The organism is Mesorhizobium monacense (genome assembly GCF_056781675.1).
In genome coordinates this window covers 1,151,503-1,178,395 of the sequence record NZ_CM165567.1, presented here as the reverse complement: position 1 = coordinate 1,178,395, position 26,893 = coordinate 1,151,503, and the positions used below count along the sequence as shown (strand labels likewise).

At 63.2% G+C, this 26,893-nt stretch carries 28 protein-coding genes; 9 read left to right on the top strand and 19 right to left on the bottom strand.

Going from position 1 to position 26,893, the window contains the following annotated elements:
- Positions 1–63: 63 nt before the first annotated feature.
- The 5 genes from AC1RUK_RS05530 to AC1RUK_RS05510 form a co-directional block, all read right to left on the bottom strand.
- Positions 64–852, bottom strand: coding sequence for a FadR/GntR family transcriptional regulator (locus AC1RUK_RS05530; protein WP_436172712.1), 789 nt, complete (start codon positions 850–852; stop codon positions 64–66).
- 76 nt (positions 853–928) lie between these two features.
- Positions 929–1,276 carry a RidA family protein gene (locus AC1RUK_RS05525; protein ID WP_481836449.1) on the bottom strand — a complete coding sequence of 116 codons (348 nt, stop codon included), beginning with the start codon at positions 1,274–1,276 and terminating at the stop codon, positions 929–931.
- Between the two features lie 11 nt (positions 1,277–1,287).
- Positions 1,288–2,094 (bottom strand): SDR family NAD(P)-dependent oxidoreductase, encoded by an 807-nt coding sequence (locus AC1RUK_RS05520; protein ID WP_481836450.1) that lies wholly within the window; start codon positions 2,092–2,094, stop codon positions 1,288–1,290.
- The gene (locus AC1RUK_RS05515) at positions 2,087–2,908 is read right to left on the bottom strand and encodes a shikimate dehydrogenase family protein (protein WP_481836451.1); all 822 of its coding nucleotides are present in this window, start codon (positions 2,906–2,908) and stop codon (positions 2,087–2,089) included. Before AC1RUK_RS05515 ends, AC1RUK_RS05520 begins: the two co-directional genes overlap by 8 nt.
- Entirely contained in the window at positions 2,905–3,795 is an 891-nt protein-coding gene (locus tag AC1RUK_RS05510) for a 2-hydroxy-3-oxopropionate reductase (protein WP_481836452.1), read from the bottom strand. Before AC1RUK_RS05510 ends, AC1RUK_RS05515 begins: the two co-directional genes overlap by 4 nt.
- 110 nt (positions 3,796–3,905) lie before the next feature.
- Here AC1RUK_RS05510 and AC1RUK_RS05505 point away from each other — a divergent pair, with 110 nt between their 5' ends.
- Positions 3,906–4,670 carry an HpcH/HpaI aldolase family protein gene (locus AC1RUK_RS05505; protein ID WP_481836453.1) on the top strand — a complete coding sequence of 255 codons (765 nt, stop codon included), beginning with the start codon at positions 3,906–3,908 and terminating at the stop codon, positions 4,668–4,670.
- Positions 4,671–4,684: 14 nt separating this feature from the next.
- Positions 4,685–5,902, top strand: a complete 1,218-nt coding sequence (locus AC1RUK_RS05500) for an NAD(P)/FAD-dependent oxidoreductase (RefSeq protein ID WP_481836454.1) — start codon at positions 4,685–4,687, stop codon at positions 5,900–5,902.
- Between the two features lie 99 nt (positions 5,903–6,001).
- Here AC1RUK_RS05500 and doeB read toward each other — a convergent pair whose 3' ends face one another.
- The 10 genes from doeB to ehuR all read right to left on the bottom strand — a co-directional run bounded on the left by doeB (position 6,002) and on the right by ehuR (position 15,787).
- The gene (gene doeB / locus AC1RUK_RS05495; RefSeq protein WP_481836455.1) at positions 6,002–7,003 is read right to left on the bottom strand and encodes a N(2)-acetyl-L-2,4-diaminobutanoate deacetylase DoeB; all 1,002 of its coding nucleotides are present in this window, start codon (positions 7,001–7,003) and stop codon (positions 6,002–6,004) included.
- A gap of 5 nt (positions 7,004–7,008) precedes the next feature.
- Complete coding sequence (gene doeA, locus AC1RUK_RS05490; protein WP_481836456.1) at positions 7,009–8,187, bottom strand: ectoine hydrolase DoeA; 1,179 nt, start codon at positions 8,185–8,187, stop codon at positions 7,009–7,011.
- A gap of 38 nt (positions 8,188–8,225) precedes the next feature.
- Positions 8,226–9,218: a cyclodeaminase gene (locus AC1RUK_RS05485; RefSeq protein WP_481836457.1), complete on the bottom strand. Its 993-nt coding sequence runs from the start codon at positions 9,216–9,218 to the stop codon at positions 8,226–8,228.
- Positions 9,215–10,207 (bottom strand): hydroxyectoine utilization dehydratase EutB, encoded by a 993-nt coding sequence (gene eutB, locus AC1RUK_RS05480; RefSeq protein WP_481836458.1) that lies wholly within the window; start codon positions 10,205–10,207, stop codon positions 9,215–9,217. The genes AC1RUK_RS05485 and eutB overlap by 4 nt, the downstream gene beginning before the upstream one ends.
- A 4-nt stretch (positions 10,208–10,211) precedes the next feature.
- Positions 10,212–10,985 (bottom strand): ectoine utilization protein EutA, encoded by a 774-nt coding sequence (gene eutA, locus AC1RUK_RS05475; protein ID WP_481836459.1) that lies wholly within the window; start codon positions 10,983–10,985, stop codon positions 10,212–10,214.
- 5 nt (positions 10,986–10,990) lie between these two features.
- The gene (gene ehuD / locus AC1RUK_RS05470; RefSeq protein ID WP_481836460.1) at positions 10,991–11,650 is read right to left on the bottom strand and encodes an ectoine/hydroxyectoine ABC transporter permease subunit EhuD; all 660 of its coding nucleotides are present in this window, start codon (positions 11,648–11,650) and stop codon (positions 10,991–10,993) included.
- A gap of 16 nt (positions 11,651–11,666) precedes the next feature.
- A complete protein-coding gene (gene ehuC, locus AC1RUK_RS05465) occupies positions 11,667–12,326 on the bottom strand; it encodes an ectoine/hydroxyectoine ABC transporter permease subunit EhuC (protein WP_481836461.1) in 660 nt (219 codons plus the stop codon).
- A 167-nt stretch (positions 12,327–12,493) separates the two neighbouring features.
- Positions 12,494–13,327 (bottom strand): ectoine/hydroxyectoine ABC transporter substrate-binding protein EhuB, encoded by an 834-nt coding sequence (gene ehuB / locus AC1RUK_RS05460; RefSeq protein WP_481839570.1) that lies wholly within the window; start codon positions 13,325–13,327, stop codon positions 12,494–12,496.
- 131 nt (positions 13,328–13,458) lie between these two features.
- Positions 13,459–14,244 carry an ectoine/hydroxyectoine ABC transporter ATP-binding protein EhuA gene (gene ehuA / locus AC1RUK_RS05455; RefSeq protein WP_210328934.1) on the bottom strand — a complete coding sequence of 262 codons (786 nt, stop codon included), beginning with the start codon at positions 14,242–14,244 and terminating at the stop codon, positions 13,459–13,461.
- Positions 14,245–14,401: 157 nt separating this feature from the next.
- Positions 14,402–15,787, bottom strand: a complete 1,386-nt coding sequence (gene ehuR / locus AC1RUK_RS05450) for a MocR-like ectoine utilization transcription factor EhuR (RefSeq protein ID WP_481836462.1) — start codon at positions 15,785–15,787, stop codon at positions 14,402–14,404.
- Between the two features lie 83 nt (positions 15,788–15,870).
- Between ehuR and AC1RUK_RS05445 the strand changes: the two genes are divergently transcribed.
- From AC1RUK_RS05445 to AC1RUK_RS05425, 5 genes are all read left to right on the top strand, one after another.
- A complete protein-coding gene (locus AC1RUK_RS05445; RefSeq protein WP_120013821.1) occupies positions 15,871–16,362 on the top strand; it encodes an Lrp/AsnC family transcriptional regulator in 492 nt (163 codons plus the stop codon).
- 131 nt (positions 16,363–16,493) lie between these two features.
- On the top strand, positions 16,494–17,987 hold the full coding sequence (locus AC1RUK_RS05440) for an NAD-dependent succinate-semialdehyde dehydrogenase (RefSeq protein WP_481836463.1): 1,494 nt from the start codon (positions 16,494–16,496) through the stop codon (positions 17,985–17,987).
- A 36-nt stretch (positions 17,988–18,023) separates the two neighbouring features.
- The gene (locus AC1RUK_RS05435) at positions 18,024–19,403 is read left to right on the top strand and encodes an aspartate aminotransferase family protein (RefSeq protein WP_481840200.1); all 1,380 of its coding nucleotides are present in this window, start codon (positions 18,024–18,026) and stop codon (positions 19,401–19,403) included.
- Between the two features lie 9 nt (positions 19,404–19,412).
- Entirely contained in the window at positions 19,413–20,522 is a 1,110-nt protein-coding gene (locus tag AC1RUK_RS05430) for an alcohol dehydrogenase family protein (protein WP_481836465.1), read from the top strand.
- Between the two features lie 365 nt (positions 20,523–20,887).
- Positions 20,888–21,169: a hypothetical protein gene (locus AC1RUK_RS05425; RefSeq protein WP_481836466.1), complete on the top strand. Its 282-nt coding sequence runs from the start codon at positions 20,888–20,890 to the stop codon at positions 21,167–21,169.
- Here the strand turns inward: AC1RUK_RS05425 and AC1RUK_RS05420 are convergent, their stop codons facing one another.
- Both AC1RUK_RS05420 and AC1RUK_RS05415 read right to left on the bottom strand, forming a co-directional pair.
- A complete protein-coding gene (locus tag AC1RUK_RS05420) occupies positions 21,170–21,655 on the bottom strand; it encodes a hypothetical protein (RefSeq protein ID WP_481836467.1) in 486 nt (161 codons plus the stop codon).
- An 88-nt stretch (positions 21,656–21,743) separates the two neighbouring features.
- Entirely contained in the window at positions 21,744–22,175 is a 432-nt protein-coding gene (locus AC1RUK_RS05415) for a hypothetical protein (protein WP_481836468.1), read from the bottom strand.
- Positions 22,176–22,616: 441 nt separating this feature from the next.
- On the opposite strand from AC1RUK_RS05415, the gene AC1RUK_RS05410 reads away from it, so the two are divergent.
- On the top strand, positions 22,617–23,141 hold the full coding sequence (locus AC1RUK_RS05410; RefSeq protein ID WP_425374492.1) for a transglutaminase-like cysteine peptidase: 525 nt from the start codon (positions 22,617–22,619) through the stop codon (positions 23,139–23,141).
- A gap of 429 nt (positions 23,142–23,570) precedes the next feature.
- Complete coding sequence (locus tag AC1RUK_RS05405; RefSeq protein ID WP_481840199.1) at positions 23,571–25,082, top strand: GNAT family N-acetyltransferase; 1,512 nt, start codon at positions 23,571–23,573, stop codon at positions 25,080–25,082.
- Positions 25,083–25,201: 119 nt separating this feature from the next.
- Here AC1RUK_RS05405 and AC1RUK_RS05400 read toward each other — a convergent pair whose 3' ends face one another.
- Entirely contained in the window at positions 25,202–25,684 is a 483-nt protein-coding gene (locus AC1RUK_RS05400; protein WP_481836470.1) for a hypothetical protein, read from the bottom strand.
- A gap of 7 nt (positions 25,685–25,691) precedes the next feature.
- Entirely contained in the window at positions 25,692–26,474 is a 783-nt protein-coding gene (locus AC1RUK_RS05395) for a helix-turn-helix transcriptional regulator (protein WP_481836471.1), read from the bottom strand.
- Between the last annotated feature and the right edge of the window lie 419 nt (positions 26,475–26,893).

Here is a 26,893-nt window from a genome sequence, read left to right as displayed (position 1 = left end):
TGGCTTTGCCATTGGTCGAGAAACCGCCTGCCGGCACATGGTGGCAAGACAGCTTCCACATGATCAACGCGTCGAGGCAGCCGACCCTTTCAGATCGGAGAAAAGCGAGGCCGCGGCGGCCTTCTGAGCCGCGTCCGTCGTTTCGACGCCGGAGGCCAGCGCAAGCGCACGGACACGCTCGAGACTGTTTTGAAGATGCTTGCGCATGGCGTCCCGCGCGGCGCGGCCATCCTGCTTCTCGATGGCTTCGACGACCTTTCGATGCTCGCTGTGGATGCGCGCATAGTACGCATCCTTGAGTTCGGGAACCACCACGTGACCAAGCTGGAAGCGCGGCACGATGACGGGGCGCAAATATTCCAGGAAGCCGTGGATGAACTCGTTGCGCGCGGATTTGGCGATGGCCAGGTGAAAATCGTAATCATAGTGGACCGGCATCGCGCCGGGATCCTCATTGCGGGCGTCGACTTGCTCCATCAATTTGCGAATGGCGACGGCCTCTGCTTGCGTCCGGCGCTCGGCGCAGAGCCCGGCGGCCTCCACTTCGACGCTCAGCCGCAGTTCCAGCAGAGACACGGTTTCCGGCAAGGTCTTGAGCGCGTCCTGCGGTATCGAGAAATTGCGCGGCGCCGGCGCCTCGCTGACGAACATGCCGCGGCCCTGCTGAGGAATCACCATGCCTTCCGAGCGCAGCCGCGCCACGGCTTCGCGGACAACGGTGCGGCTGACATCATATTCGGCGCAAAGCTCGGCCTCGGTCGGCAATTGCGCGCCGGGTTGCAGCCTGCCTGAGCGTATCTTCTCCGACAGACTTTCGGCCACGACGGTGGAAAGTGGCTTGCGCTTGGTCATCGGTCTCCTTCCACCATGCCCGGATGCCAAATGAAAGGTCCGAATGCCGGGATGATGCCCCAACCGGCAAGGCCTTTCAAATCGCAGCCGTCACGATCAACTCGACCAGCATGCCGGGTTTCGCCATCCGGCCTTCGCCGGACGAGCGGGCCGGCGCATGCTCTTTCGGCATCCAGGCGTCCCAGACTGCGTTGACCTCGTCGAAATCGCGGATGTCGTCCAGCCACATCTGCACATGCAGGATGCGTGTCTTGTCGGTGACGGCCTTGGCCAGCAGCGCGTCGATCTTGCCGAGCACTTCGCGCATCTGGTTTGCCGCGGACTGGCCGGGCATGGCGACCTGCCCGGTCAGATAGAGCGTGCCATTGTGGATGACGCCGTGATGGATGCGCGTGTCGAATTCAAACCGTTGGATAGCGTTCATTGGCTTCCTCGTCATGCACTGGGAGTGGGGCGGATCGGATTGCCTTGCAGGTACTGCGCATAGGGCGCCTGGACGAGCCAGCCGGCATCGACCGGTAAGGTCACGCCGGTGATCGACGCGGCGCGCTCCGAGCACAGGAACCAGGCAGCCTCCGCCACGTCGCGCGGATCGACGAAGCGGCGCAGCGCCGTGGTGGCCCTGATGGCGTCGGGGTTGCGCTCACCGCTGGCGATCTTGGCCTTCAGCCCGTCCGACAGCGTGTAGCCGGGCGCGACCGCGTTCACCCGCACGCCTTGCGGGCCGAGTTCGGCGGCAAGGATTTGCGTCAGTGCCAGCACCGCGTGCTTGCCGGGCGTATAGGCCGGAAGCGAAAGCGGCGCGAACGACGCAAGCGAGCCGACATTCAGGATGGCGCCGCGTCCGGCGGCCGACATCAGCCTGCCGAACACCTGGCAGCCGAGCAGCGTGCCGCGATAGTTCACGCGCCACATCTTCTCGTCCTCGTCCAGGCCCTGGTCGAGGACGCGCTTGCCGCTCTGCAGCATGCCGGCGCAGTTGACGACGACATGCGGCACGCCGAATGCGTCTTCGACGGACCGTGCCAGCGCTTCGACCGAAGCGGCATTGCCGACATCCGTCTCGAAAAATCGGGCGGCGGGGGCACCGGCGGCTTCGCAAGCGGCCGCGACGGCATTGCCGCGTGCCGTATCGCGCCCCGACACGGCGACACGCAAGCCTTCCTCGGCAAAGCGCAAGGCAATCGCGCGGCCGATACCCGAGGTGCCGCCGATCACGACGGCCGTTTGCATCTCAGCCATTGCCGCGGTCCTTGCGCTCGATGTCGAAGAACTCCGACATGCCGCGGACCTGGAAATCCATCATCGGACGCCCCGGCTGGATACGGCAGCCTCGTTCGCGCCCCGCGCGGAGCAAGGCCGTCTCAGCCGGTTCCATGATGATGTCCACGACCGTCATGTCCGGCGTCAGCTTGCTGACATCCAGCGGCAATGGATCGCTCGCGTGCATTCCTACCGGCGTTGCGTTGATCGCCATATGCATGCCTGATGGATCGGCAGCGCCGACCTGTATCCGGCACTTCGGAAAAGCCTTGGCAACCAGCACCGCCAGTTTCCCGGCCCGGTCGGCATCGATGTCGGCCAGGCGGATCTCCTCGGCACCGGCTTCGGCGAGGCAGTAGGCCAGCGAGGCGCCCGCGCCCCCTGCCCCCACCTGCAGGATGCGCCGGCCGGCGATCTGATGGCCGCCCGCCTTCAATCCGTCGATGAAACCGACGCCATCGAAATTGTCGGCATACCAGGTGCCATCGGCCTGGCGGCGGACCGAATTGGCGCTCTGCACGCGTGCTGCCCGATCATGCGCGGCGGCGCATTTGTGGTAGACCGCCGTCTTGTACGGCACCGAAATGATGACGCCGCGAATATTCTCGGCGGCGGTGATACCTGCCCAGAATGTCTCGAAATCCTCTGGACGGCAGCTCAACGGGACCATCAGGCTGTCGAGGCCCTTCTGTTCGAAGATCTCGTTGAACATTCCGGGACTTTTCGCATGACCCACAGGATGGGCCAGCATCACGAAAACATCCGCCTTGCCGGTTCCGCGCATCGTATTCATACCCTTTCGTTCGACAATTCGTGGCCGCTCAGCGCTTCCAGCGCCCGCACCAGGGAGGAATGGTCCGCGTCCGCGCCGCCCTCTCGTGCCGAGCAGGCGTTCATCAGTTCCTGCGCCGTGGCCGTGTTCGGCAGCGCGACGCCGAGGGCGCGTGCGCTTTCCAGGGCCAGACCCAGATCCTTCTGGTGCAGGCGAATCCGAAACCCGGGCGCGAAGCTGCGTGAAATCATCCGCTCGCCATGCACTTCGAGCACGCGCGAGGACGCGAAGCCGCCCATCAGCGCTGTGCGCACCGTCGCTGGATCGCAGCCGGCCTTGCTGGCGAAGACAAGCGCCTCGGCCACCGCTTCGATGTTGAGAGCGACGATGATCTGGTTGGCAATCTTGCAGGTCTGCCCGGCGCCGTTGCGCTCGCCGATCAGGGTGATGTTCTTGCCCAGCGTCTCGAAGATCGGCAGCGCGCGCTCGAATTCGATCTTCGGGCCGCCCACCATGATGGTAAGACTTGCCGCCTTGGCGCCGACCTCGCCCCCGGAAACCGGAGCGTCGAGATAGCCTGCGCCGGCCTTACGAAGCTTTGCCGCGCAACGCTCGGTGGCGATCGGGCTGATCGAGCTCATGTCGATGACCAAAGTACCTGCGGATATCCCTTCGGCGACGCCATCCTTGCCGAACAGCACGCGTTCGACGTCAGGCGTATCGGGCAGCATGGTGATGACGACCTCGGATCGGCTGGCCACCTCCGCCGCCGATGCGACCACGACCGCTTCAAGATCAGCTGGCAGGGGCGACCGGTTGAGAACGGTGACGATCTCGTGCCCCGCGGCAGCCAGATGGCGCGCCATCGGAGCGCCCATCACGCCCAGCCCGATAAAGCCGATCCTCATGCTTCCACCTTTTTTCGCGACACGGCCTGCAAGATGAGTTGCGGCTCGGTATAGATATGATATATGACATCATACAAATTTCAAGCCATGTTTTGCTGGAGTCCGACGAAATGCAGGAGCGCCCAAATCCCTTGAAAGCGGCCGTGGCCGACCGACGGCCGCATATCGGCGTCTGGTGTTCGCTGGCGTCCGCCCTGACGACGGAAGTCGTCGCGGGCTCAGGCGCTGGTTGGCTGCTGATTGACGGCGAGCACAGCCCCAACGATCTGCGCAGCGTGATGGCACAACTCCAGGTGCTTGGCGGCTTTACCTGCGAAGGCGTCGTGCGCCTGCCGTCGGATGACCCGAACCTGATCAAGCAAGCAATGGATATCGGCGCTCGCAGCCTGATGATCCCCAATGTGCGCTCGGCTGACCAAGCCCGCACGATCGTCGCCGCGATGAGCTACGCGCCACTCGGCTTCCGTGGCTTCTCCGTCGGCCATCGTGCCAATGCCTTCGGCCGCATTGCAGGCTATCATGCCAATGCCCGCAAGCAGCAGTTGCTCGCCGTGCAGATCGAATGCGAAAACGGCGTTGCCAACGCAGCGGAGATCGCGGCAGTGGACGGCGTCGACGTCCTGTTCGTCGGCCCCGGCGACTTGTCGACCAATATGGGCGCCATGGGCAATCCAGGCGCCGAGCACGTGCAGCAGGCAATTTCGTTGGTGCGGCAGGCGGCCGCCGAGGCCGGCAAGGCAAGCGGTATACTGGCGCCCGCGAAGGCCGATGCCGACCGCTATATTGCGGACGGTTTCACCATGGTCGCAGTCGGTTCGGATCTCGGCCTCCTGGCGCGCGGCTCCGACGCCCTGATCGCTTCCTTCAATCACTGACAAGAGCCCACGTCATGGCCATTCCGCCCTACAAGGCCCCTGCCCGCGCCGGCTACGACATCGTCATCGTCGGTGGTGCGGCGGTCGGGTCGTCGATCGCCTATTGGCTCAGCCAGGCGCTCGGCGCCAGCGCATCGATCCTGGTGGTCGAGCGCGACAGCAGCTACGAGTTCTCCTCGACGGCGCTGTCCACCAGTGCGATCCGCCAGCAATATTCGAACCCGATCAACGTCAAGATCAGCCAGTTCGGTATCGACATCATCCGTGGCTTTGCCGAGCGCATGGCGCCCTTCTTCACGGGCGAGCCGGCACCCGACCTCGGCTTCCGCGAACATGGCTATCTCTATTGCTGCTCACCCGAGGGCGTGGACGCAGCGCGCGCCCGCGTCGACCTGCAGCGCAGCCTTGGAGCCCATACGCTGTTCCTCGAACCGGGCCCGCTGAAGGACCGCTTTCCCTGGCTCAACGTCGAGGATCTCGGCGGCGGCGCCTGGGGATCGCGCGACGAAGGCTGGTTCGATTCGATGGGCCTGCTCAATGGCTTCCGCCGCGCGGCGCGTGCCTCGGGCGTGGAGTACATTGACAACGCCGTGGCCGGACTGGACGTCGCGGGCGGAAAGGTACTCGCGGCAAGGCTGGCGACCGGCCAGATCATTTCATGCGGAACGCTTGTCGATGCGGCCGGTCCGCGTGCCCAGCAGGTGGCCGCTATGGCAGGGCTGTCGATCCCGGTCGCGCCTTACAAGCGATACAGTTTCGTCTTTTCGAGCGCCACGCCGATCCCCGGCCGGATGCCAAACGTGATCGACCTCTCGGGCACTTTCGTACGGCCGGAGGGGGAGCTTTTCCTGACCGGCAATACGCCGCTCGACGATGGCCCGGCGGACTACGACGATTTCGAGATGCACCATGAGGAGTTCGAAGAGCGGATCTGGCCTGCCCTTTGGCATCGCATTCCCGCATTCGATGCCTTGAAGGTCCAGACAAGCTGGACCGGCCACTATGAATACAACATGCTAGACCACAACGGCATCGTCGGCTTCCATCCGGAGGTGACGAACTTCATGTTCGCCAATGGTTTCTCCGGGCATGGACTGCAGCAATCGCCGGCCGTCGGTCGCGCGGTATCCGAACTGATCGTTCACGGCACCTTCCAGACGCTCGACCTGTCGCCCTTCGGCTACGAAAGGATCCCGCGCAACGAGCCTTTCCTCGAGGAAGCGGTGATCTGAATTTCCGAAATGCGCTGGCGCCTCAGCGAAAGATCCGTGTGCTGTTTGACGCGCATGCGGACTCTTGCCCGGCCATGACGGGCCTTCATCGGAAAATCGTCAACCGACCAGCACGGCCACGACGGCGGCACAATCGCCAGCCTTGACCAAGCCGGGAAAATGCCGCGCCGCCAGCAGGCCCGACATTTTAGCCCTGATCTCGTGCGGCGCGACACCCGTACGGCCGACGGAATGGATGCGTGCCAGCACCTGCCCCTCTTCCACCGTCTCGCCGAGATCGGCCATCGTTTCGATCATGCCGTCGTCCTCGGTGAAGGAGAAGCAATCGCCCGACGGCATATAGAGCCATTGGGTTCTGGCCTTCTCGACCGCACCAGAAACGATGCCGGCATGGCGCAGCAAATTGATCACGCCGCGCCTGGCGATCCGCACGGTCTCCGCGCGGGACGTCCCGCCTCCTCCCAACTCGGTGGTGATGAACAACTTGCCCATCTCTTCGGCGGCGGTGTCGAACATGCCGACCGCGTCGATCTCCAGCATCTTCATCGACCATGGTGCCGAGAATGCTTCCACTGCTGCGAAGCCCTTGGCTTCCAGTACCTTGTCGGGGCGGATATGGGCGGCGCAGAACGGCACGAAGTCGAGCGTCCTGCCGCCGGAGTGGAAGTCGAGCGCGATGTCGGTGCGTGGCAAAAGCTCGCGCTGGAAATAGTCGGCGATCTTCTCGGTCACCGTGCCATCCGGGCGGCCGGGAAAGCTGCGGTTGAGATTGCCCTTGTCGATCGGCGAGGTGCGGGTGCCGGCGCGGAAGGCCGGATAGTTCATCGCCGGCACGATGATCACCGTGCCGCCGACCTCCTTCGGGTCGAGCGTGCGGGCAAGCTCGTAGAGCGCCAGCGGCCCCTCATATTCGTCACCATGGTTGCCGCCGGTGAGCAGCGCCGCCGGTCCCTTACCGTTGCGGATGACGCAGATCGGGATCATCACCGAACCCCAGGCAGAATCGTCGCGGCTGTAGGGCAGGCGCAAAAAGCCGTGCTGGACGCCGTCCTTGTCGAAATCGACGGTCGGGGCGATCGGAGATGGGCGAACGCTGGACATCGGACTCAATCCTTCACCACCAGCTTGCGCGGCACATTGGCCAGGCATTCGACGCCGGTCTCGGTGATCAGGATGGATTCGGTGATCTCCAGCCCCATCGTTTCCAGCCACAGGCCGGTCATGAAATGGAAGGTCATGCCGGGCTTGAGCTCGGTGCGGTCGCCGGGGCGCAGGCTCATCGTGCGCTCGCCCCAGTCCGGCGGATAGGACAGGCCGATCGGATAGCCGGTGCGGTTGTCCTTGACGATGCCGTATTTCTTCAAAACGGCGAAGAAGGCGTTGGCAATGTCCTCGCAGGTGTTGCCAGGCTTTGCCGCGGCAAGCCCGGCGTCCATGCCTTCCAGCGTCGCCTTTTCGGCATCGAGGAATTCCTGCGTCGGCTTGCCGAGGAAGACGGTTCGCGATAGCGGGCAGTGGTAGCGGTGGTAGCAGCCGGCGATCTCGAAGAAGGTGCCCTCGCCCGACTTCATCGGCTTGTCGTCCCAGGTCAGATGCGGCGCCGAGGCATCGGCGCCCGACGGCAGCAGCGGCACGATCGCAGGATAGTCGCCACCGATACCGTCGACACCGCGCGTGCCGGCATCGTAGATCTCGGCGACCAGATCGCATTTGCGCATGCCGACCTCGATCTTGTTGACGATGCGCTGGTGCATGGCTTCGACGATGCGGGCGGCCTTGCACATATAGTCGATCTCGGTCGGGCTCTTCACCGCACGCTGCCAATTGACCAGCGCAGTGGCATCGACGAAGCGCGCGTTGGGCAGGTGCTTCTGCAGCGAGGCGAAGGCAGCCGCCGAGAACCAGTAATTGTCCATCTCGACGCCGACGGTCAGTTTGCCCCAGCCGCGATCGGCAAGCACCTGCGAGAGAAAATCCATCGGATGGCGCTCGGTCGACTGCACATAGTGGTCGGGGTAGCCGACGATGTTGTCATGCGCGAGATAGGCGGTGCGCTTGGCGCCGTTGGCGTCCTGGCCGCGGCCATACCAGACCGGCTCGCCCGACGGCGGCACGATGACCGCCTGGTGCACATAGAACGACCAGCCGTCATAGCCGGTCAGCCAGGCCATATTCGAGGGGTCGCTGACGATCAGCAGATCGACGCCCTTGGCCGCCATAGCCTTACGGGTCTTGGCGAGGCGCTCCGCATATTCGCCGCGCGAGAATTTCAAGCTGGGCTGCATTGTTCTTGATCCTCGTTTGTTGGGCCTCGCGGCCAGCATCAGCTTTCGAAAATGGTTCCAGATTTGGCCGCCCGCGCGCGGTCGCGAGCCAGCGTGGCAATCGCCGTATCCTGCACGCCGGTGCCGGTGAGGTCGGCGATGGTGATGTCGGCGGGCGTGCGCCGGCCGTGCTTTTCGCCGGCGATGATCTGGCCAAGTTCGGTCACATCGGCGTCTTCAGCCATCACGCCGGCGGAGATGGCATGGTGCAACTCGCCGAGGCGCCGCGTCTGCTTGGCGCTGTCGGCGACATAGAGATCGGCCATGCGCAGGATCGCCGGCGCGATCTCGTTCTTGTGCTCGGCGTCCGAGCCCATCGCGGTGATGTGCTGGCCGGCCACGATGAAACCGGCCTTGATCAGCGGCTCGGTCGACGGTGTGGTGGTGACAATGATGTCGGCGCCGGCAGCCGCCTTTGCGGCATCGGGCTCGGCGCGCACCATGATGCTCAACTTCTTGCGCAGGTCGGCGGCGGTGGCTTCCGCCTTGGCAGCATCGCGCGCCCAGATGCGGGCTTCTTCGATCGGTCGCACCAGCCTCAGTGCCTGAAGCTGCAGCCCGGCCTGGACGCCGGCACCGAAGATCGCGGCGACCGAAGAATCGGTGCGCGAAAGATGCTTCGCCGCCACCGCGCCGGCGGCAGCGGTGCGGACATCGGTCAGGTAGCCATTGTCGAGCAGCAGCGCCTCGACCAACCCTGTCTTCGCCGACAAGAGCACCATCATGCCGTTGCCGCTGGGCAGGCCGATTTTCGGATTGTCGAAAAAGCCGGGGCTGATCTTGATGGCAAAGCTTTCCAGACCCGGCACATAGGCGGTCTTCACATCGACCTCGCCGCGATGCTCAGGAATGTCGAGGCGCAGGATCGGCGGCATCGCCACCGGCAAGGTGGCAAGCGCGCGGAATGCGTTCTCGACGCACGCGACCGCATCGAGATCGAGCTTCACGATCGTGCGCAGTTCGGCTTCGGTGAGGATGGTCATCCGGCTCATGCTGCGCTCTCCACGGTTGATGGCGCCTCGCCGCAGACGATCCGGCGGTGCAGCGTCATATCGATGTTGCGGCCGGACAGGATGAGCACCGTGGGGCCGCTGGCTTTGACCTTGCCGGCAAGCAGAGCGGCGATGCCGACCGCGCCGGCGCCTTCGACGATCTCGCGTTCCTGCTCATAGGCATGACGGATGCCGGCGGCGATTTCGTTTTCGCTGAGCAGGATAACATCGTCGAGCAGGTCGCGGCACATGGCGAAGGTCAGCCGGTTTTCGAGGCCGATACCGCCGCCGAGCGAATCCGCCAGCGTCGGCAATTCCTCGACCTGCACCGGGCGGGCGGCATCGAGGCTCGCCTTCATGGCCGCCCCCCGCGCCATCGAAACGCCGATGACTTTTGTCCTCGGGCTGACGCCCTTGACGGCAGCCGCAACGCCCGAGGCCAGCCCACCGCCGGACAGCGGCACCAGCACCGTTGCCGCGTCCGAAACCTGCTCGATGATCTCCAGCCCCAGCGACCCCTGCCCAGCGATGATGTCGGGATGATCGAAAGGCGGCAGCATTACCAGGCCCTCCTCCCCGACCAGCCGATCGACCTCCTGCTGCGCGTCGTCCTGGCTGTTGCCGACGATGCGGATCTCGGCGCCGAGGCGGCGGATGGCGTCGAGCTTGTTTTCGGGCACCAGCCGCGACATGCAGATCACGGCACGCATGCCTTCGAGCTTGGCTGCATAGGCGAGTGCACGGCCGTGATTGCCGGTCGAAGCGGCAACGACACCGCGCGACTTCTGTTCAGGGCTTAGCGAGGCGATGGCGTTCGATGCGCCACGCAGCTTGAAGCTGCCGGTGGTCTGGCGATGCTCGAGCTTGAGGTAAACCTGTGTGCTCAAGTGCTCGGAAAGACTCAGGGAAAGCGCAGTCGCCGTCTGCTCGACCTTGCCGGCAATGCGGTCGCGCGCTGCGCGAATATGCTGAAGCGTGACCTCTGTCATCTTATCAACCAAGCGGCAGCGTCATCAGCCGGCCGAATTCGGGACGCGGCTTGTCGTCGCCACAAAGCCGCAGGCAGTTCCAGGCACTGGCCTGGTTGCTGGTGACAACGGGGAGACCGATCGCCTGTTCCATGCCGGGCACCGCGAGGGCTGCCCGCAGTGCCGTGCAGGAGACAAACAACGCATCGGCCTCGGCATGCGTCGCTTCCCGGGCCAGCTCGATGAGTGCGGCCGGCGCAATGCGGGCCATCTCGCGGTCGTCCTCGAAGCCAAGACAAGAGAAGCTCAATATGTCGAAGCCGCGCTCGGCGAAATAGGTTGCCATCGGCCGGCTGGTCTCGATGGTGTAAGGCGTGAGGATGCTGATCTTTTTCGCGCCCAGCGCTTTCAGCCCGCGCACTCCGGCCATGGGTGGCGTGACGACAGGTACGCCCGGCTTGGCGGCCTGGACCGCCGCCTCGATCTCGGCATCGCCTATCACCACCGACGCCGAAGTGCAGGAATAGCAGATGGCGTCGAGCGGCTCGTCCGGCAGGATGAGCGCGGCGCCCGCCGACAGCTCCGGCTGCATCTTGCGCAAATTTTCGGGCGTGGTCGGATTGGCGTAAGGAATGCGGGCAACATAGACGCCGATCCGCTCGCCCGCCACCATGCGGCGGAAATCCGGTTCGCTGGTGTGGTCGGTGGCAAGGATGATCAAGCCGACGCGCTTCTCCAGCGGACGCGCGTCGAGCGCCGGCCTGGTCGGCATCAGTCTGATCTCTTGCAGCAGTTTCATAAAAACTACCTCTCGATCTTGCCGTAGCGATGTTCCAGCCAGCGCAGCAGCACGACCGAGAAAAGGCTGATGATCAGGAAGAAGGCGCCGACCAGCGTCATTGGCTCGATATAGCGATAGTAGGTGTTGGCGACGCTCTTGGCCTGGTTCATCAGTTCCAGCACGGTGATCGCCGACAGCAGCGGCGTCTCCTTGAACATGGCGATGAAGTAATTGGCCAAAGCCGGGATCATCGGCGGGATCGCCTGCGGGATGATGATGTGGGACCAGGTCTGGCCGGCGCTCAGATTGCAGGCCTTGGCGGCTTCCCACTGGCCGCGCGGCACATTATCGATGCCGGCGCGATAGACTTCCGCCGTGTAGGTGCCGTAGTGCAGGCCGAGACCGATGACGCCGGCCACCAGCGGCGGCAACAGGATGCCGAAATCCGGCAGCACGTAGAAGATGAAATAGAGCTGCACCAGCAGCGGCGTGCCGCGGATGAATTCGGCAAGGAAGCCGACGCTGCGCGATACGGCCCGATTTGGCGAGCGCCGCGCCAGTGCGATCGCCAGGCCGACGATCGCCGCCAGCGCCGAGCCGAGCAGCGTCGCCAGGATGGTGATCTTCACCCCCTGGATCAGCGTCGGCAGGATCTCCCTGACAAAGTTCCAATCCCAATCCATTACAGGGTCCACTCCATCACACGCGCACTCCGTCGAGGCCGCGCGCCATGCGGCGTTCCAGCGAGCGCACGCCCCACGAGATGATCAGCGCCAGCACGAAATAGATGATCAGAATGGTCGTGAACGGCATCAGCGTGTTGCCGGTCTGAGAGCGTACGACCTGCGCCTGGAAGGTGAGGTCCGCGAGCGAGATCAGCGACACGACCGAGGTCGCCTTGAGCAACTCAATGGCGTTGTTGCCGAAGGTCGGCAGCATGACCAGCAGCGCCTGCGGCAGGATGACATGGCGCATGCCTTGCCAGCGGCCAAGATTGAGCGCGATGCAAGCCTCATATTGCTCGCGGCCGACCGACTGGATGGCGCCGCGCACCACTTCGGCGGCATAGGCGCCGACATTCAAGCCCAGCGCCAGCACGCCGGCCTGCAGCGGCGTCAGCGATATGCCGGCAAGAGGCAGCACGAAATAGACCCAGAACAGCTGCACGAAGATCGAGGTGCCACGGAAGAATTCGATATAGGCGGTGGCGAGCGCTCGCAGCACGAAGAAGCGCGACAGCCGCCCCATGCCGGCCAGAAAGGCCATGATCAGGGCGAGCACCGATCCCATCAGCGTCAGCTCGATGGTGACAAGCGCTCCCTGCAATATCAGGCCGAGATAGCCGGACCACTGGGTCATATATCAGAAGTTTCCAACGTTTGAACTTAGCCCCTTCCCCCCTTCGCGGGGAAAGATGCCGGCAGGCAGATGAGGGGCGGAGCCAGCCTGGCAGAACCTGGTGCTGCCCCTCATCCGTCACTTGGTGACACCGTCTCCCCATGAACGGGGAGAAGGAAGATGGCGCCCTACTTCGCCGCGCAGAGCTTGTCGCGCGTCGTCGACATCGCCGCTGCGGCCGAGAAGCCGTAGGGCTCGATGATCTTGGCGAACTCGCCCGACTTCTTCAGCTTGGCGAGTTCGACATCATAGGCGTCGCGCAGCGCCTCGTCGCCTTTCTTGAAGGCGGCGCCGTCGCAGTAGACCGGCGCGCCTTGCACCGGGGCGATGACTTCGAGGTTCGGATCGTTGGCCTTCTTGACCAGGTCGTTGATCGACAGAACGGGGAGCGAATAGGCATCGATGCGGCCATCCTGCAGCATCTTCAGGCCGCTCTGGCCGTCCGGCACGACGATGACGCGCTCGCGCGGCACGCCGGCATTGAGCGCCAGCTTCTCTTCGGTGCCGCCGCCCGGCGCGCCGATGGTGGCGCTGGTGTCCTTGGCGACATCCTCATAGCTCTTGAAGCCCTTCGGATTGCCCTTCTTGACCAGCATCGCCTCGGCGTCGCACAGCACCGGCTCGGAATAGGCGACCGCCGCACAGCGCTCCGGCTTCATGAACAAGCCAGCTGTGACAACGTCGAAGCGGCCGGCCTGCAAGCCGGGGATCATGGCGCCATATTCCGAGATCGAGGCGACGATGTCGCCGACGCCGAGGCGCTTGAAGATCTCGCGCGCCACGTCGGGTGCCGCGCCCGAGACCTTGCCGTCGGCGGCGACCGCCGTATAGGGCGGCTCGTTGGCGATGGCGACACGGGCAAAGCCCTGCGCCTTCAACTGCTCGAGCTTGCTGTCGTCGGCCGATCCGGCGCTCGAGGCCGCAAGAACGGCCGTCAGTGCAAGGCCGGCGACGCCGGCCAGAATGCCAAGTTTCTTCACTGTTCCCAACTCCTTGTTCTGTCTTCTTGGTTTGTTTTGCGGCGGCTTGCGCCGCCTAGAGGACGGCGTTGCCGCCTTTTGAAGGACGACTTTGTCGCCTATTGCATAGGCAGTCAGACACGGTGTCCGGCCGCGATGATCTTCTTCAGGAAGCCCTGCGTGCGCTCCTGCTTGGGGTGGCGGAAAATCTCGTCGGGCTTGCCTTCCTCGACGATCCTGCCGCGATCGAAGAACAGCACCCGGTCGGCGAAGTCGTGGGCGAAGCCCATCTCGTGGGTGACCAAAAGCATCGTCATGTCGGTCTCGGCGGCGAGCTTGCGCATGACGTTCAACACCTCCTCGACCAGCTCAGGATCGAGTGCCGAAGTGACTTCGTCGAACAGCATGATCTTTGGCGACAGCGCCAGTGCGCGGGCAATCGCGACGCGCTGCTTCTGGCCGCCGGAAAGCTGCGCCGGCATCGCCTTCGCCTTGTCGGCCATGCCGACCATGTCGAGCAATTCCATCGCCCGCTTTTCGGCGGCGGCGCGCGCCATACCCTTGGTCAGCATCGGCGCCAGGGTAACGTTGTCCATGACGCATTTGTGCGGGAACAGGTTGAACAGCTGGAAGACCATGCCGATCTTCTGCCGCATCTTGGCCAGATGCCGCTCGTCGGCGGCCAGCAACTGGCCGTTGCGCTCCATGTGATAGAGCTGCTCGCCGTCGATCTGGATATGGCCGCCGTCGATCTTCTCCAGTGTCATCAGGATGCGCAGGATCGTCGTCTTGCCGGAGCCGGACGGGCCGATCAGCGCCAGCTTCTCGCCGGGCATGACCTGCATCGACAGGCCGTCCAGAACCTTGAACGCGCCGAAGCTCTTCGAAATGGCGTCGACCTTGATGATGGGTGCGGGCAATCAATTTCCCCGTTCTGGAGAAGCCTATGCCCTTAACGATGCGGAACGCGCGAAATCATGTCAATTAGGAAAATAATATCATGACAATATTTCCGGTGCCGCCCAATTTCAGGGCAATTTGTGCCCAAAGGCGCGCAGCGGTTTTGGGCGGTATGCATCAGATGGCGAGCAGGAGATGCTCCGGATCGCCGAGCAGAAGCTTGGCGACAACGCTCAAGCCCGCGCGCAGTTCCCCTTCGGTGGTCGATCCCAGCGAGATGCGCACGGCAGGATGCCAGGGCGCTTCCGCAATGCGGAAGGATGTTCCTGGCGCAATCGCCACCCCTCGCAAGCGGGCCTGCGAGACAAAGCTCTCTTCAGCCCGGTCGCCGGGAAGCTCGAGCCACAGATGCAACCCGTCGCGATGGGCGCGGTAGTCGACACCGGCCAGCACTTCCGCCGCGATGTCCCGGCGCCGCATGAGCGCCGATCGCTGCCAGCGCACCAGCTCCATCGCCGTGCCGTCGGTCACCCATTTCGTGGCGATCTCGGCCACCAGCGGCGTCGCCATCCAGTTGGAGACGAGGTGGCGGTTGGCCACCGCCGCGACATAGCGGTCGGGCGCGGCGAGATAGCCAATACGAAGGCCAGGCACGGTGATCTTGGTGAAGGAGGTGACGTAGAGCGTTCGCTCGGGCGCGTAGGCAGCAACCGGCGGCGGCCGGTCTTCGACCAGCGGCCCCAGCACATCGTTCTCGATGATGGCGATGTCGTGCTTGCGCGCGACGGCTGCAATCTGCTCGCGCCGTGTGGCATCCATCAGCGTCGCCGTCGGGTTGATCACCGAAGGCTGCACGAACACGGCGCGGATATCGGAGAGCCTGCAGGCTTCGTCGAGCGCTTCCGGGATGAGGCCGTTGCCGTCGATCGGCAGACCCTCGAGGTTGAAGCCGAGGTAGCGGGCGAGCGGCACCAGCGTGTGGTGGCCGATGGCCTCGGTGGCGACCGTCGAGCCGGGCGGCGCCACGCTCATCAGCGCCACCGTCATGCCGGCGGTGGCGCCGTTGGTCAGGCTGATGTTCTGCGGCGAGGCTTCGAGGCCGCATAGTTTTAGCCATTCCACCGCCACCGCCCGATGGCGCGGAAACACCATGTTCGGGCGGAACGACAGCGCCGAGCTCGACGGCAGGTTCTCGGCCAGCCAGCCCAGCGCCTGCTTCAGCCGCTCCAGATGCATCGGCTCGCAGACCGGCTTCAGGATCGACAGGTCGATGACCTCGCCCAGCCGCTCCGGCAGATAAGGCGGCTCCGGCTCGCGACGCTGCGTCTGCACAAAGCTGCCGCGGCCGATCTCACCGGAGATCAGCCCGCGGCGGATCAATTCCTCATAGGCGCGGCTCACCGTCTGCACCGACAGTTTCAGCTCGTCGGCCAGCCGGCGATGCGTCGGCAGCCGGGCGCCGTTGGCAAGCCGCCCGTCATGGATGGCGCGGGCGAACTGGTCGGCCAGCGACTGGTAGGCCGGGCGGCGAATGAGCGCGGGATCTGGCTGCCACAATGTCATGACTTATTAGAGATCGAAATCAGTGCAATTGACAATCGAAATCATGCGCCCCCATGGTGGCGGGCAGCAAAAAGTGGACGCCCATGGCCGCAGCCAAACTCGATCCGATCGACCTCAAAATCCTCGACGCCATCCAGCGCGACGGGCGCATCACCAAGCTGGCACTGGCCGACAAGGTCGGTCTGTCGCCGACGCCGTGCTGGATGCGGCTGCGCAAACTGGAAAAGGCCGGCATCGTCTCTGGCTACCATGCCTCGATCGCCATGCGCGCCGTCGCCCCGGTTGCCACCGTCTTGATGGAGGTGACATTGGCCAGCCACCGCCAGGCCGACTTCGACCGCTTCGAACGCGTCATCCGCGACATCCCGGAGATCGTCGCCTGCTGGTCGGTCGGCGGCGGCGTCGACTATGTGCTGAAGGTGATGGCACGCGACATCGACGCCTATCAGCGGCTGGTCGATGCTTTGCTCGAGCGCGAGATCGGCATTGACCGCTACTTCACCTACATCGTCACCAAGACGGTGAAGGACGAGACAGTGCTGCCGGTGGCCGATCTGCTGCCGCTACAAGCGTGAGGCAGAGAGATTGTCTGCTTCGCGGGACGAATAGAGACAATCTCTCTACGCGCCGACGCTGAAACAGTCTCTCTGTCTGCCCCGCGCGAATAGTCTTTCCGCATCGCCATCGGCACCGGGAGACTTGATCGATGTCCGCGCATTTTGCCCGCACGAACCGCCTTGAAGCGCTCGACCGCCTCGCCGACCGCCGGCTGTTGCGCGAGCTCGCCTATGTCGACGGCCACTGGACGGCAAGCGAGGCAGCGGAAAGCTTTGAAGTTACCGATCCGGCGACCGGCGCCACCGTCGCCTTCGTCGCCGCGCTCGATGCCGGGCAGACAACGAAAGCGATCAATGCCGCTTCGCGCGCCTTTCCGGCCTGGCGGGCGCTGCTGCCGCAAGAGCGCGCCAGGATATTGCGAAAATGGTTCGAGCTGATCCTCGCCGCAAACGAGGATCTGGCGCTGCTGATGACGCTGGAACAAGGCAAACCGCTGAGGGAGTCGATTGGCGAGATCAACTACGCCGCCTCCTTCGTCGAGTGGTATGCGGAAGAGGCAAAGCGTCTCAACGCCGAGAGCGTCACCAGCCATTTGCCTGGCGCCGAGATGATGGTGCGGCGCGAGCCGGTCGGCGTCGTCGGCGTCGTCACGCCGTGGAACTTTCCGTCGGCGATGCTGACCCGCAAGGCGGCCGCGGCGCTTGCCGCCGGCTGCGCCATCGTCGCCCATCCCTCCTCTGAAACGCCGCTGTCGGCGCTGGCGCTGGCCGAACTCGGCGAGCGCGCCGGGCTGCCTGCCGGCGTCTTCAATGTGGTCACTGGCAAGGCTTCGACCATTGTCGGGCGTATGTGCGAGGACCCGCGCGTGCGCGCCATGAGCTTCACCGGCTCGACCGAAATCGGCAGGCTGATCGCCGCGCAAAGTGCGTCGACGATGAAGCGGCTGGTGATGGAGATTGGTGGCCATGCGCCGCTGATCGTCTTCGACGACGCCGATGTCGACAAAGCGGTGGCGATCGCGATCGACGCCAAATTCGCCACCTCGGGCCAGGATTGCCTCGCCGCCAACCGCATCTATGTGCAGCGGCCGGTCTACGACCGGTTCTGCGTCGCCTTTGCGCTCCGCATCGAGGCGCTGCAGACGGGCAACGGGCTTGCCGACGAAACCGACATCGGGCCGCTGATGCACGAGCGTGCCGTCAGCAAGGTCGAAGAGCAGGTCGTTGACGCCCTTACCCTCGGCGCGCGCTGCCTTGCGGGCGGCAAGCGCCATGTGGCGGGGCCGCTGTTCTACCAGCCGACCCTGCTTATCGATGTGCCCGACGAGGCGCTTATCATGCGCGAGGAGACTTTTGGGCCGGTCGCGGCGGTGACGCCGTTCGACAGCGAGGACGAAGTCGTCGCTCGCGCCAATGCCACCGAATACGGCCTCGTCGCCTATGTCGTGACCGAAAATGGCGCCCGTCAGCTGCGCCTTGGCCGCGCGCTCGACTACGGCATGGTCGCCGTCAACCGGGTCAAGATCACCGGCGCGCCGGTCCCGTTCGGCGGCGTCAAGCAGTCCGGCATTGGCCGCGAAGGCTCACGCCACGGGCTCGAAGCCTTCACCGATCTGAAGTATCTCTGCCTCGACGTCGCGTAGCGCCACCCGGGTGATTTTTTCCTAAGGAGTAAAAAGATGCTCGAACAGTCCAACGAACTCGCCGCCTGGGACCGCGACCACTTCTTCCATCCCTCGACCCATATGGGCATGCACGCGCGTGGTGAATTGCCGGCCCGCGTCATGGTTGGTGGCGAGGGCGTCACCGTCTGGGACAACAATGGCAAGAAGAGCATCGATGCCTTCGCCGGCCTCTATTGCGTCAATGTCGGCTATGGTCGCCAGAAGATATCGGATGCGATTGCCGCCCAGGCCAGGAACCTCGCCTATTACCATGCCTATGTCGGCCACGGCACCGAGGCCTCAATCACACTTGCCAAGATGATCATCGACCGGGCACCAGAGGGCATGTCGAGGGTCTATTTCGGCCTCTCAGGTTCCGACGCCAACGAGACCAACATCAAGCTGATCTGGTACTACAACAATGTGCTGGGGCGGCCGGAGAAGAAGAAGATCATCTCGCGCTGGCGCGGCTATCACGGCTCCGGCGTCATGACCGGATCGCTGACCGGGCTCGACCTGTTCCACAACACCTTCGACCTGCCGCGCACGCCGATCCTGCATACCGAAGCGCCCTACTATTTCCGCCGCTCCGACCGTTCACAGAGCGAGGAGCAGTTCTCGCAATATTGCGCCGACAAGCTCGAGGAGATGATCCTCGCCGAAGGGCCGGATACGGTCGCCGCCTTCATCGGCGAGCCGATCCTCGGCACTGGCGGCATCGTGCCGCCGCCGGCCGGCTATTGGGAAAAAATCCAGACGGTGCTGAAGAAATACGACGTGCTGCTGGTCGCCGACGAGGTGGTGACTGGCTTCGGCCGGCTGGGCACGATGTTCGGCTCCGACCACTACGGCATCAAGCCGGATCTCATCACCATCGCCAAGGGCCTGACCTCGGCCTATGCGCCGCTGTCGGGCGTCATCGTCGCCGACAAGATGTGGCAGGTGCTGGCGCAGGGTTCCGACAAGCTCGGTTCCCTCGGCCATGGCTGGACCTATTCAGCGCATCCGATCTGCGTTGCCGCAGGGGTCGCCAATCTCGAACTGATCGACGAGATGGACTTGGTGAAAAACGCCGGCGAGACCGGCGCCTATTTCCGCGCCGAGCTTGCCAAGGCCGTTGGCGGCCACAGAAATGTCGGCGAAGTGCGCGGCGACGGCATGCTGGCGGCGGTCGAATTCGTCAAGGACCGCGACGACCGGGTGTTCTTCGATGCCTCGCAGAAGATTGGGCCGCAGATTGCTGGAGCGCTCGCCGAACGCGGCGTCATCGGCCGGGCTATGCCGCAAGGCGATATCCTCGGCTTCGCGCCGCCGCTCTGCCTGACCCGCGAAGAGGCCGATATCGTGGTGGCGAAGACGGTGGATGCCGTGAAGAGCGTGTTTGCCAACCTTTGAAATCGACCCATGAACACCATGACCAAAACCCTCCCCGCTACAATGGCCGCCGTGCTTTTGACCGGACACGGCGGACCGGAAAAACTCGTCTACCGCACCGACGTGAAAGTGCCCTCGCCCGCTGCCGGTGAGGTTCTGGTCAAGGTCAGTGCCTGCGGCATGAACAACACCGATGTCTGGGTGCGGCAGGGTGCCTATGGCACGGAGGAGGATGCGGCGGCGGTGTCGACATGGCGGCGCCAGGGCAACACGCTGACATTTCCGCGCATCCAAGGCACCGATACGGTGGGCACCATCGCCGCCGTTGGAGACGGGGTCTCGCCTGCTCGTCTCGGCGAGCGGGTGATGGTCGACTTCTCCATCTACAATCGCGACGACGATTCACTCGCCGACATCGACTATATGGGCCATGGCCGCGACGGTGGTTATGCCGAGTACCAGGCGGTGCCGGCCGAGAACGCGCATGTCGTCGACACCGAAATGAGCGACATCGAGCTCGCCACCTTCTGCTGCGCCTACCTCACCGGCGAGCAGATGCTGGAGCGCGCCGCGCTGAAGGCCGGCGAGCGCGTGCTGGTCACCGGTGCGTCGGGTGGCGTCGGTTCGGGCATCGTGCAACTGGCGCGAGCGCGCGGCGCCATCCCCTATGCCGTGGTCGGCAAAGGCAAGGAGCAGGCGGTGCTCGACATCGGCGCCGAAGCGGTCATCACCCGTGGTGTCGCAGAACTGCCGGCTGCCGTGAACGAGGCGACCGGCGGCAAGCCGATCGATGTCGTCGCTGACCTGGTCGGCGGCGCGATATTCAACGATTTGCTGCGTATTTTGCGGCCGGAAGGCCGCTACACGACGGCGGGCGCGATTGCCGGGCCGGTGGTGCAGCTCGATCTTCGCACCATGTATCTCAAGCAGCTACAGCTCCACGGCTCGAGCCAGGGCACACGGGCGGATTTCCGCCGCATCGTGCGCTACATCGAGGCCCAAAAAATTCGGCCGCTGGTTGGTGGCGTCTACAAGCTCTCCGATTTCCACCGCGCACAGGCCGATTTCATCGCCAAGGATTTCGTCGGCAAGCTGGTGGTGGTGCCGGACGCAATGTGGAACGGAAAGACCTTTCTCTGAGCAACGGCCGGGCTTCTGGCCGACTGCGCGACGCTCAGTGTGAGGCCTCAGTGAAACTCCCGCGAAACGCAGCAGGAGCCGGCGCTCGCTGAAGGTTGGCAACAACCCGTGCCCAGGCTGTCGGTCGTGGACCGGCAGCGGTTTCCTGCCCGCTCATGCCGGCGTTCTGCACGTACGGCCCCAACAGGTTTGTATCGTCCACGGCACGTCGTTGGAAACGCCTGTTTGCGGGCGGCGAGGTCCGGGTGGCGGAAGTGCAAAGTCCAGCCAAGGGTGGACTGTGTTGCCTGTTTCACAGTCAGCGTCACCGTTTCGTTACAGAAAAGAGCGACCTTAACGTACTCGGCAGGGAGTTAACCGTGGCTATGACGTACAAGACAGTTCAGGAAGCGCTCCGGGCGGCGGGGATTGTCATGAGCAAGAGGGGCGAAACCCATCGCATAAACTTCTTCTTCGGCCTCGAAGACACCGCGCACTATACGACAAGTCTTCAGGATGCCCTGGAGAAGGGGTTGGCGATGGCGAGACCGCAGCGCAGTGTCAGGGTTGGTCCTGATCCAATAACCTTGTTGGTCAAACCGATCCGACTGCCGAGGCTCCAAGGCTCTCTCGGCCCCAGCTACGCCAGGCACGACAGTTCGGTTTGATCAGTTCAAGCTGGAGGCGCAGCGCACCAGTTCGACCAGATCGAGCATTTCGTCCCAATGCGGTGAGAGTTCGGCTCCCAGACCGGAGCCGTAGGAAAGTAAGGAAAACTGGGCCGCCAGTTCTTCCTGAAGACGCAAGGCTTCAGCCGGGTCAGGGATTGACGTGGTGGCCATCACCGCCAGATTGCGGCACTGCGCCTCGGTCTCGAGGCCGAGGCTGCCAACAATCACACCAAGTTCAACCATGATCGAGATCAGTCGCACAAAGCCCCTCCGGCTATCCTGCGCAACACGAACGCTCAAAAAATCAATCACGACTGATCGGAAATGAAAAGCTCCGTTTCCGCGGAATCCCCAATTTCCCCGAAATGAGCCGGCTGTCGGAAAGGCCGGCGCCCACATCAGGCGCAACGCCGGCAAGGCCGGAGTTGGGATCACAGCCATCGGTTGCCGGCGGTTGAGCTCAAAAAGGGATTTGTTCGTCACGCGCCGCGGCGAAGGACCCAAACGACAAGGTGGGCGCCCATGCAGGCGCCCACCCCGAATTCCATTGGATTGCGGTACGCTGGCAGGCTCAGCCGCCGCTACCGCCCGAGCCGCCGCTGCCGCCTGAACCACCGCCGCCGCCGGAGCCGCCCGAACCGCCGCTGCCGCCAGAACCGCCGCTACCAGAGCTGCCGCCCGAGCCACCGGAGCCGCCGGAGCCACCACTGCCGCTGCCGGAGTCACCCGAACCGCCGTCGCCGCCGGAGCCACCACTGCCGCCGCCGCTGCCGCCAGAACCGCCGTCGCCGCCCGAACCGCCCGAGCCGCCGCTGCCACCGGAACTGCCCGAACCACCACCGGAGCCACCAGAGCCACCGCCGCCATCTCCGCCGCCGCCATCGCCGCCACCACCGGAGCCGCCACCACCGGAGCCGCCGGACCCGCCGGACCCGCCGGATCCGCCGCCTTCACCGTCGCTGAGAGCGGCTGCGATGAGAGCCGTCGTGATCGGTGGGCACATTGCGATTTGTGCACGGCTCAGAATACTGCTGCGATTGCTCGCGATGCAGCAAAGCGCGTAGTTGGATTCCGTCAGCGGCTGGCATTGCGCAGCCGTCATCCGCGGCCTAGGGCCATTCTGTGCTGATGCTGGGAGTACAAAAGTCGCCGCCAAGAGTGCGGTTGAAACAAGCAAGGTTGTGCGAACCCTGCTCGCGCAGGTTGAGTACAGGTGCATTTCTTCCTCCTAAGGGAAAAAAGGCGCTCCCGTCCCCAAACTGGGCGCTATATCAAAGTTTCCGACCATCGGAAACATATTGTTAAGTATACATTGTTTTAGAACCCGTGCAAACGCTATTGGCGGACGTTGATTTACCATATTCCTCGAACATGATCTCCGACCACGAACTCGAGGGGACGGAACGTGATTCGTTTGGCGGCGCTCATTGCCGCAGCCTTGGCCATGGCCGGCTGCAGCGAAACCATGCAAACCTCCGGCAGCGCGGCCATGATGGTCACCAAAGGCTATGCCTTTGCACCGCCCGCCTTTCGTCCCTTCTGCGCCCGGCAGCCACGGCTCTGCAGCACCGGTGGGCAGGTAAAGCAGGTTAAGCTCACACCGGCGCGCCGGGCTGAACTGCAGGCCGTGAACAGTTCCGTCAACGCCAGGATCAAAGAGCGGAGCGACCCTTCCGCCGGCAGCGCCGACGATTGGCGCATCCCGACGAAAGAAGGCGATTGCGAGGATTTCGCGATCCTGAAGAAGAGCGAGCTCATGAAGCGCGGCTGGCCTGCCTCAGCCCTTCTGCTGACGGTGGTGACGCTTGGCGGCCAGGGACACACGGTGCTTACCGTTCGCACCGACAAGGGCGACCTGATCCTCGACAATCGCAGCGGCGCTGTCAGGAATTGGTCGCAGACCTCCTATCACTACTTTGCCCGGCAGTCCCAGTCGGAAAACGGCAAGTGGACGCAGATCGACTCCTAGGGCAGTTTCAGGAAAAGTGCGCAGCGGTTTCGTCCGGAATTGCGTAAAAACAAACATTTATAGCGATTTGGCGCTTCGAAAGCCGAACCGCTCCGGTCGGCTGCCCGAGCCAAATAGCCTGTATTGCCTGACGGTCTGACGGCAGGATTTCGTGGCTGGCTGTCTCGCGATCCCTCAATCGTTTGATCGTCTTGCAAGGCCAATCCCGCCATGGGACCATGAAGAGCAATTCCTTGGCTTTGCCAAGGGTTCGGGGGAAATAGCTCAGTACCGCGACCAGCGCCTCTTGCCGACGCTCTTTGAGCACAGGTCAACGCCATGCGTGTGGATGTCATCGATAGCTTCGATACTCTCGTTCAGCTGCGAGGCAATTGGGATGCGGTCTATGAGGCGGATCCCGAAGCTCAGTATTTCATGTCCTGGACATGGATGGCGGGCTGGTTCAAGCGACTTCGCTACCAATGGATCGTTCTGGCCGCAAGAGAAGACGGGGCATCCGGCTATCTCGGCTTCTTCCCCCTGCAGCTTCGAACCGAGAGGGCCAGGGACGGCGCATTCCACAACGAGCTGCGGACCGGAGGCGGCTACTTCGCCGGTTACGCCGGCTTCATCTGCGATCCGGACGTTCAGGATGCCGTCATCCGCGCATTCGCCGAACACACCAAGCAGCTGAGCTGGGCCAGGCTGCACCTCGAGAACATCTTTGCGTCGCAGCGGCGGCTGGACGCGTTTCTGGGGGAATTTGCCGCCCCCGAATTCCAGACCGGCAAGGTAAGGCGGCCGGACGACGGCGATAACATCGATCATGACATCTACGTCTATGTGAATCTGCCCGGCGATTGGGAACAATTCCTCAACGAAAGGCTCGGTGCCGCGACGCGCAAGACCGCGAGGCGCACGCTGAGGGCAATCGACGATGCGACCGAGTATCGGGTCACCGATGTCACCGCCGCGACGCTGGAACGCGACCTGCAGACGCTTCTTCAGTTCTGGGAAAACCAGTGGGGCGCCAAGCTGGCGGCGCGGTATCACCCGGGCCTGCCGCAGGCCATGATGACCAATTTCCGCAACATGCTGCGGTGCGCTTTCGAGGATGATGCCCTCTATCTTCCCGTCCTCTGGCAGGGTGACAACCCGATCGGCGCGCAGGCCACCTTGATCGATCGGAAAAACCGGACGCTGATCGGCATGCTCAATGGGCGTGATCTCGAGATCAAAAAACCGGCGCCCGGCTTTGCGCTTCATCTCTACAGCATACGCTGGGCCATTCAGAGCGGCTTTGCCGTCTATGATCTGCAGACCGGGGACTTTTCTTACAAATATGATTTCGGCGGTCTCGAGCGCAGGGTCGAATGCCTTCTCGTGAGCACGGCGACACGGCGCAATCTTCGCGAAAGGCTGGAGGGCCGGAGCCTGTCCGTCGTGCTCGCCAGAGCAAAAGCGCTCCATCAGGCGGGCGACCTCGAAGGCGCCGCTCGCGCCTGCCGGCAGATCCTGGATGCCGATCCGGACCATGCCGGGGCACTTCAGCTGCTTCAGCAGCTGGATACCGCGCGCCGGTCCCGCCTGCCGCAAGATCTCAACGCCGCCGCCGGCCTGCACCAAGCCGGAAAGCTGGCTGAGGCGGAAAAGATGTATCGCGCGATCCTGGACATTGAGCCCGGGCATTTTGATGTGCGCTATCTCCTCGGCGTGATTTGCCTCCAGCAGCGCAGATATGAGGACGCGGAACGGCAGATCAGCCTGGCGATAGACATCAGGCCCGACGTCCCTGCTGCACACTACAATCGTGGTCTCGCCCTGGTGAAGCTCGACCGCGTCGAGGAAGGACTCGCAAGTCTGGATGACTGTATCGGGCTGGAGCCGGGCCACAGCCAGGCTCTCGCCCTGCGCGACACAGTGTTGAAAACCTTTCGGCATGTCGCGAGCGCTGCGGAGTAGATGCGGCCCGGACGAAAGGCGCGATGGCCCGCCGGATCGCCTGCGCGGCAGGGCCCATCTGGGATCATCTTGAGCTTCTGACCCTGGGGGCTTCGGCACCGCCGAAGATACGCAACGCCTCACTTCGGGAATGAATTCTCTTCAACAATGGACCATATATCTTTGTTTATATCTCTTATGCGATCGATAGATTCGTGTATTTTATTTATTTCCTTTTCGTCTATCTCTTCAATCTTGCCGTACCTTACCTCGTCTTTCCCATCCACGATGCGCATCAGTTGCGTGCTTGCATGATTCCCGGTTTCATCGAACGAATAAATGCAATGGCTGTATTTATTTCGCAACTTCGCTTGACGTGTAAGTTTGTCGGTAACAGTCAGGACTGCCTGGCGGCATGGCGCCGACGTTTTCGGCATCTTCGCCAGCCGCTCGACCAGCTCGATCCGTGCCCGAGTTGTGTTCAGCGTCAGGAAAATGATGATTGCCGTTTCCTTGTCGACCTTCGCCAGGCCGGCAATTAGATAAATCAACAGGCTTTCAGTGTTGGTCCAGGTGTAATTCAACTGGCCAACGAGGAGCAGGACCTCCTGAAAGCGGGGCATCGTCGAATCAGAGCGAAGATTGAGACAGGCGCGGCGGCCTTGCTCGTTCCATGTCGTTGAGAAACGTACCCTTTCGATCATGGAATATCGCAGCCGCCTCGGTCCTGTTGTGGGCGCCGAGTTTGGTGATGATATTGTGCAGATGGATCTTGACCGTATGTTCGGAAAGACGCAGCGCCGCGGCGATGATCTTGTTCTGCAATCCCCGAGCGACCATCTCGAGAATCTGAAATTCCCGTTCGGTCAGCTCGCCCATCTCATCGAAACCACCATCGCTGCTCGCCGCTTGAAGAGCCCGCCCGGCATCCGGAGCTTTGTCGGAAGAGCCCTTCGCATGGGACTGAAACATGGCCAGCGGAAAATACTCTCCGCCGCGAAGCACGAGCCTGATGACGGAAAGCCAGACATCAAGTTTCAGGTCCATCGGCAGGACACTGCGCACGATTTTCGAATCGAAGACCTCCTGGACGGAAACAGGAGCGCGGCTGTCGTGTTGCACCAGAACGACAGGTGCCGCCGAATGAAGCCGCATGAGATCGGCGGCATGGTCGCCGATCCTGTCCAGGAATTCAGTGTCGACAAGTATCAAGCAAACGGGATGCTCGAACGTGGTGCATGCGGCTTCCAGGCTTGTAGCCTGTTCCACCGCTATGAAGGGAAATTCCCTCTCGATTGCGTATACAAGACATTCCGGAAAGCTGTCGGCCGAGGAAACTGTCAGTAGAATTCTGCGAGCCCAACTCTCTCCCGCACCGCTACCCACGGTGCTACGCTTATTGACGTTTGACATGGTTGCCACCCCACCTAGACCACTTTAGACCACTGTCTGGTCTCGTTTTTTTCCTTCTTCGATATCGCGGGCCTCTACCCCGCAAAACAGCTAGCCTTAACGACTTATACACTAAGTTAGCCCTGCCTGATATAGTTCGGAGGAGCTATTGCCGGTTTGCCCCGTCGCTTCGACAGCGGGCGGCGTCCAACGGCACGACAGCGACCGCAAATCATTGCGGAATTCAGGGTTATTTGACAGCTGCAATACCCTTCGCCCCATTCCATTGAACGGGCTAGCCCGAACTGTCAGCTTACAATCAGCCTCCTGTGGCCACAAACTTCCCGTGTTCAATACAAGGAGCGGGGAGCTCCCAGGCTTTGCCGTAGCTGAGCGACCGGATCTTTGAGGTCTGGCGCGATGGCCGAGCATTGCCTGAT

Bases quoted from the DNA above. Each gene is read 5' to 3' on its own strand.
- AC1RUK_RS05445 (WP_120013821.1), top strand. From the start codon at position 15,871: ATGGCCGCAGCCAAACTCGATCCGATCGACCTCAAAATCCTCGACGCC.
- AC1RUK_RS05520 (WP_481836450.1), bottom strand. From the start codon at position 2,094: ATGGCTGAGATGCAAACGGCCGTCGTGATCGGCGGCACCTCGGGTATC.
- AC1RUK_RS05430 (WP_481836465.1), top strand. From the start codon at position 19,413: ATGAACACCATGACCAAAACCCTCCCCGCTACAATGGCCGCCGTGCTT.
- AC1RUK_RS05405 (WP_481840199.1), top strand. From the start codon at position 23,571: ATGGCGGGCTGGTTCAAGCGACTTCGCTACCAATGGATCGTTCTGGCC.
- AC1RUK_RS05485 (WP_481836457.1), bottom strand. From the start codon at position 9,218: ATGAGCCGGATGACCATCCTCACCGAAGCCGAACTGCGCACGATCGTG.
- AC1RUK_RS05400 (WP_481836470.1), bottom strand. From the start codon at position 25,684: ATGCCCCGCTTTCAGGAGGTCCTGCTCCTCGTTGGCCAGTTGAATTAC.
- AC1RUK_RS05525 (WP_481836449.1), bottom strand. From the start codon at position 1,276: ATGAACGCTATCCAACGGTTTGAATTCGACACGCGCATCCATCACGGC.
- AC1RUK_RS05515 (WP_481836451.1), bottom strand. From the start codon at position 2,908: ATGAATACGATGCGCGGAACCGGCAAGGCGGATGTTTTCGTGATGCTG.
- AC1RUK_RS05410 (WP_425374492.1), top strand. From the start codon at position 22,617: ATGGCCGGCTGCAGCGAAACCATGCAAACCTCCGGCAGCGCGGCCATG.
- eutA (WP_481836459.1), bottom strand. From the start codon at position 10,985: ATGAAACTGCTGCAAGAGATCAGACTGATGCCGACCAGGCCGGCGCTC.
- ehuC (WP_481836461.1), bottom strand. From the start codon at position 12,326: ATGACCCAGTGGTCCGGCTATCTCGGCCTGATATTGCAGGGAGCGCTT.
- AC1RUK_RS05530 (WP_436172712.1), bottom strand. From the start codon at position 852: ATGACCAAGCGCAAGCCACTTTCCACCGTCGTGGCCGAAAGTCTGTCG.
- AC1RUK_RS05440 (WP_481836463.1), top strand. From the start codon at position 16,494: ATGTCCGCGCATTTTGCCCGCACGAACCGCCTTGAAGCGCTCGACCGC.
- AC1RUK_RS05435 (WP_481840200.1), top strand. From the start codon at position 18,024: ATGCTCGAACAGTCCAACGAACTCGCCGCCTGGGACCGCGACCACTTC.
- AC1RUK_RS05500 (WP_481836454.1), top strand. From the start codon at position 4,685: ATGGCCATTCCGCCCTACAAGGCCCCTGCCCGCGCCGGCTACGACATC.
- AC1RUK_RS05425 (WP_481836466.1), top strand. From the start codon at position 20,888: ATGACGTACAAGACAGTTCAGGAAGCGCTCCGGGCGGCGGGGATTGTC.
- ehuD (WP_481836460.1), bottom strand. From the start codon at position 11,650: ATGGATTGGGATTGGAACTTTGTCAGGGAGATCCTGCCGACGCTGATC.
- ehuR (WP_481836462.1), bottom strand. From the start codon at position 15,787: ATGACATTGTGGCAGCCAGATCCCGCGCTCATTCGCCGCCCGGCCTAC.
- eutB (WP_481836458.1), bottom strand. From the start codon at position 10,207: ATGACAGAGGTCACGCTTCAGCATATTCGCGCAGCGCGCGACCGCATT.
- AC1RUK_RS05415 (WP_481836468.1), bottom strand. From the start codon at position 22,175: ATGTGCCCACCGATCACGACGGCTCTCATCGCAGCCGCTCTCAGCGAC.
- doeA (WP_481836456.1), bottom strand. From the start codon at position 8,187: ATGCAGCCCAGCTTGAAATTCTCGCGCGGCGAATATGCGGAGCGCCTC.
- AC1RUK_RS05505 (WP_481836453.1), top strand. From the start codon at position 3,906: ATGCAGGAGCGCCCAAATCCCTTGAAAGCGGCCGTGGCCGACCGACGG.
- AC1RUK_RS05510 (WP_481836452.1), bottom strand. From the start codon at position 3,795: ATGAGGATCGGCTTTATCGGGCTGGGCGTGATGGGCGCTCCGATGGCG.
- doeB (WP_481836455.1), bottom strand. From the start codon at position 7,003: ATGTCCAGCGTTCGCCCATCTCCGATCGCCCCGACCGTCGATTTCGAC.
- AC1RUK_RS05395 (WP_481836471.1), bottom strand. From the start codon at position 26,474: ATGTCAAACGTCAATAAGCGTAGCACCGTGGGTAGCGGTGCGGGAGAG.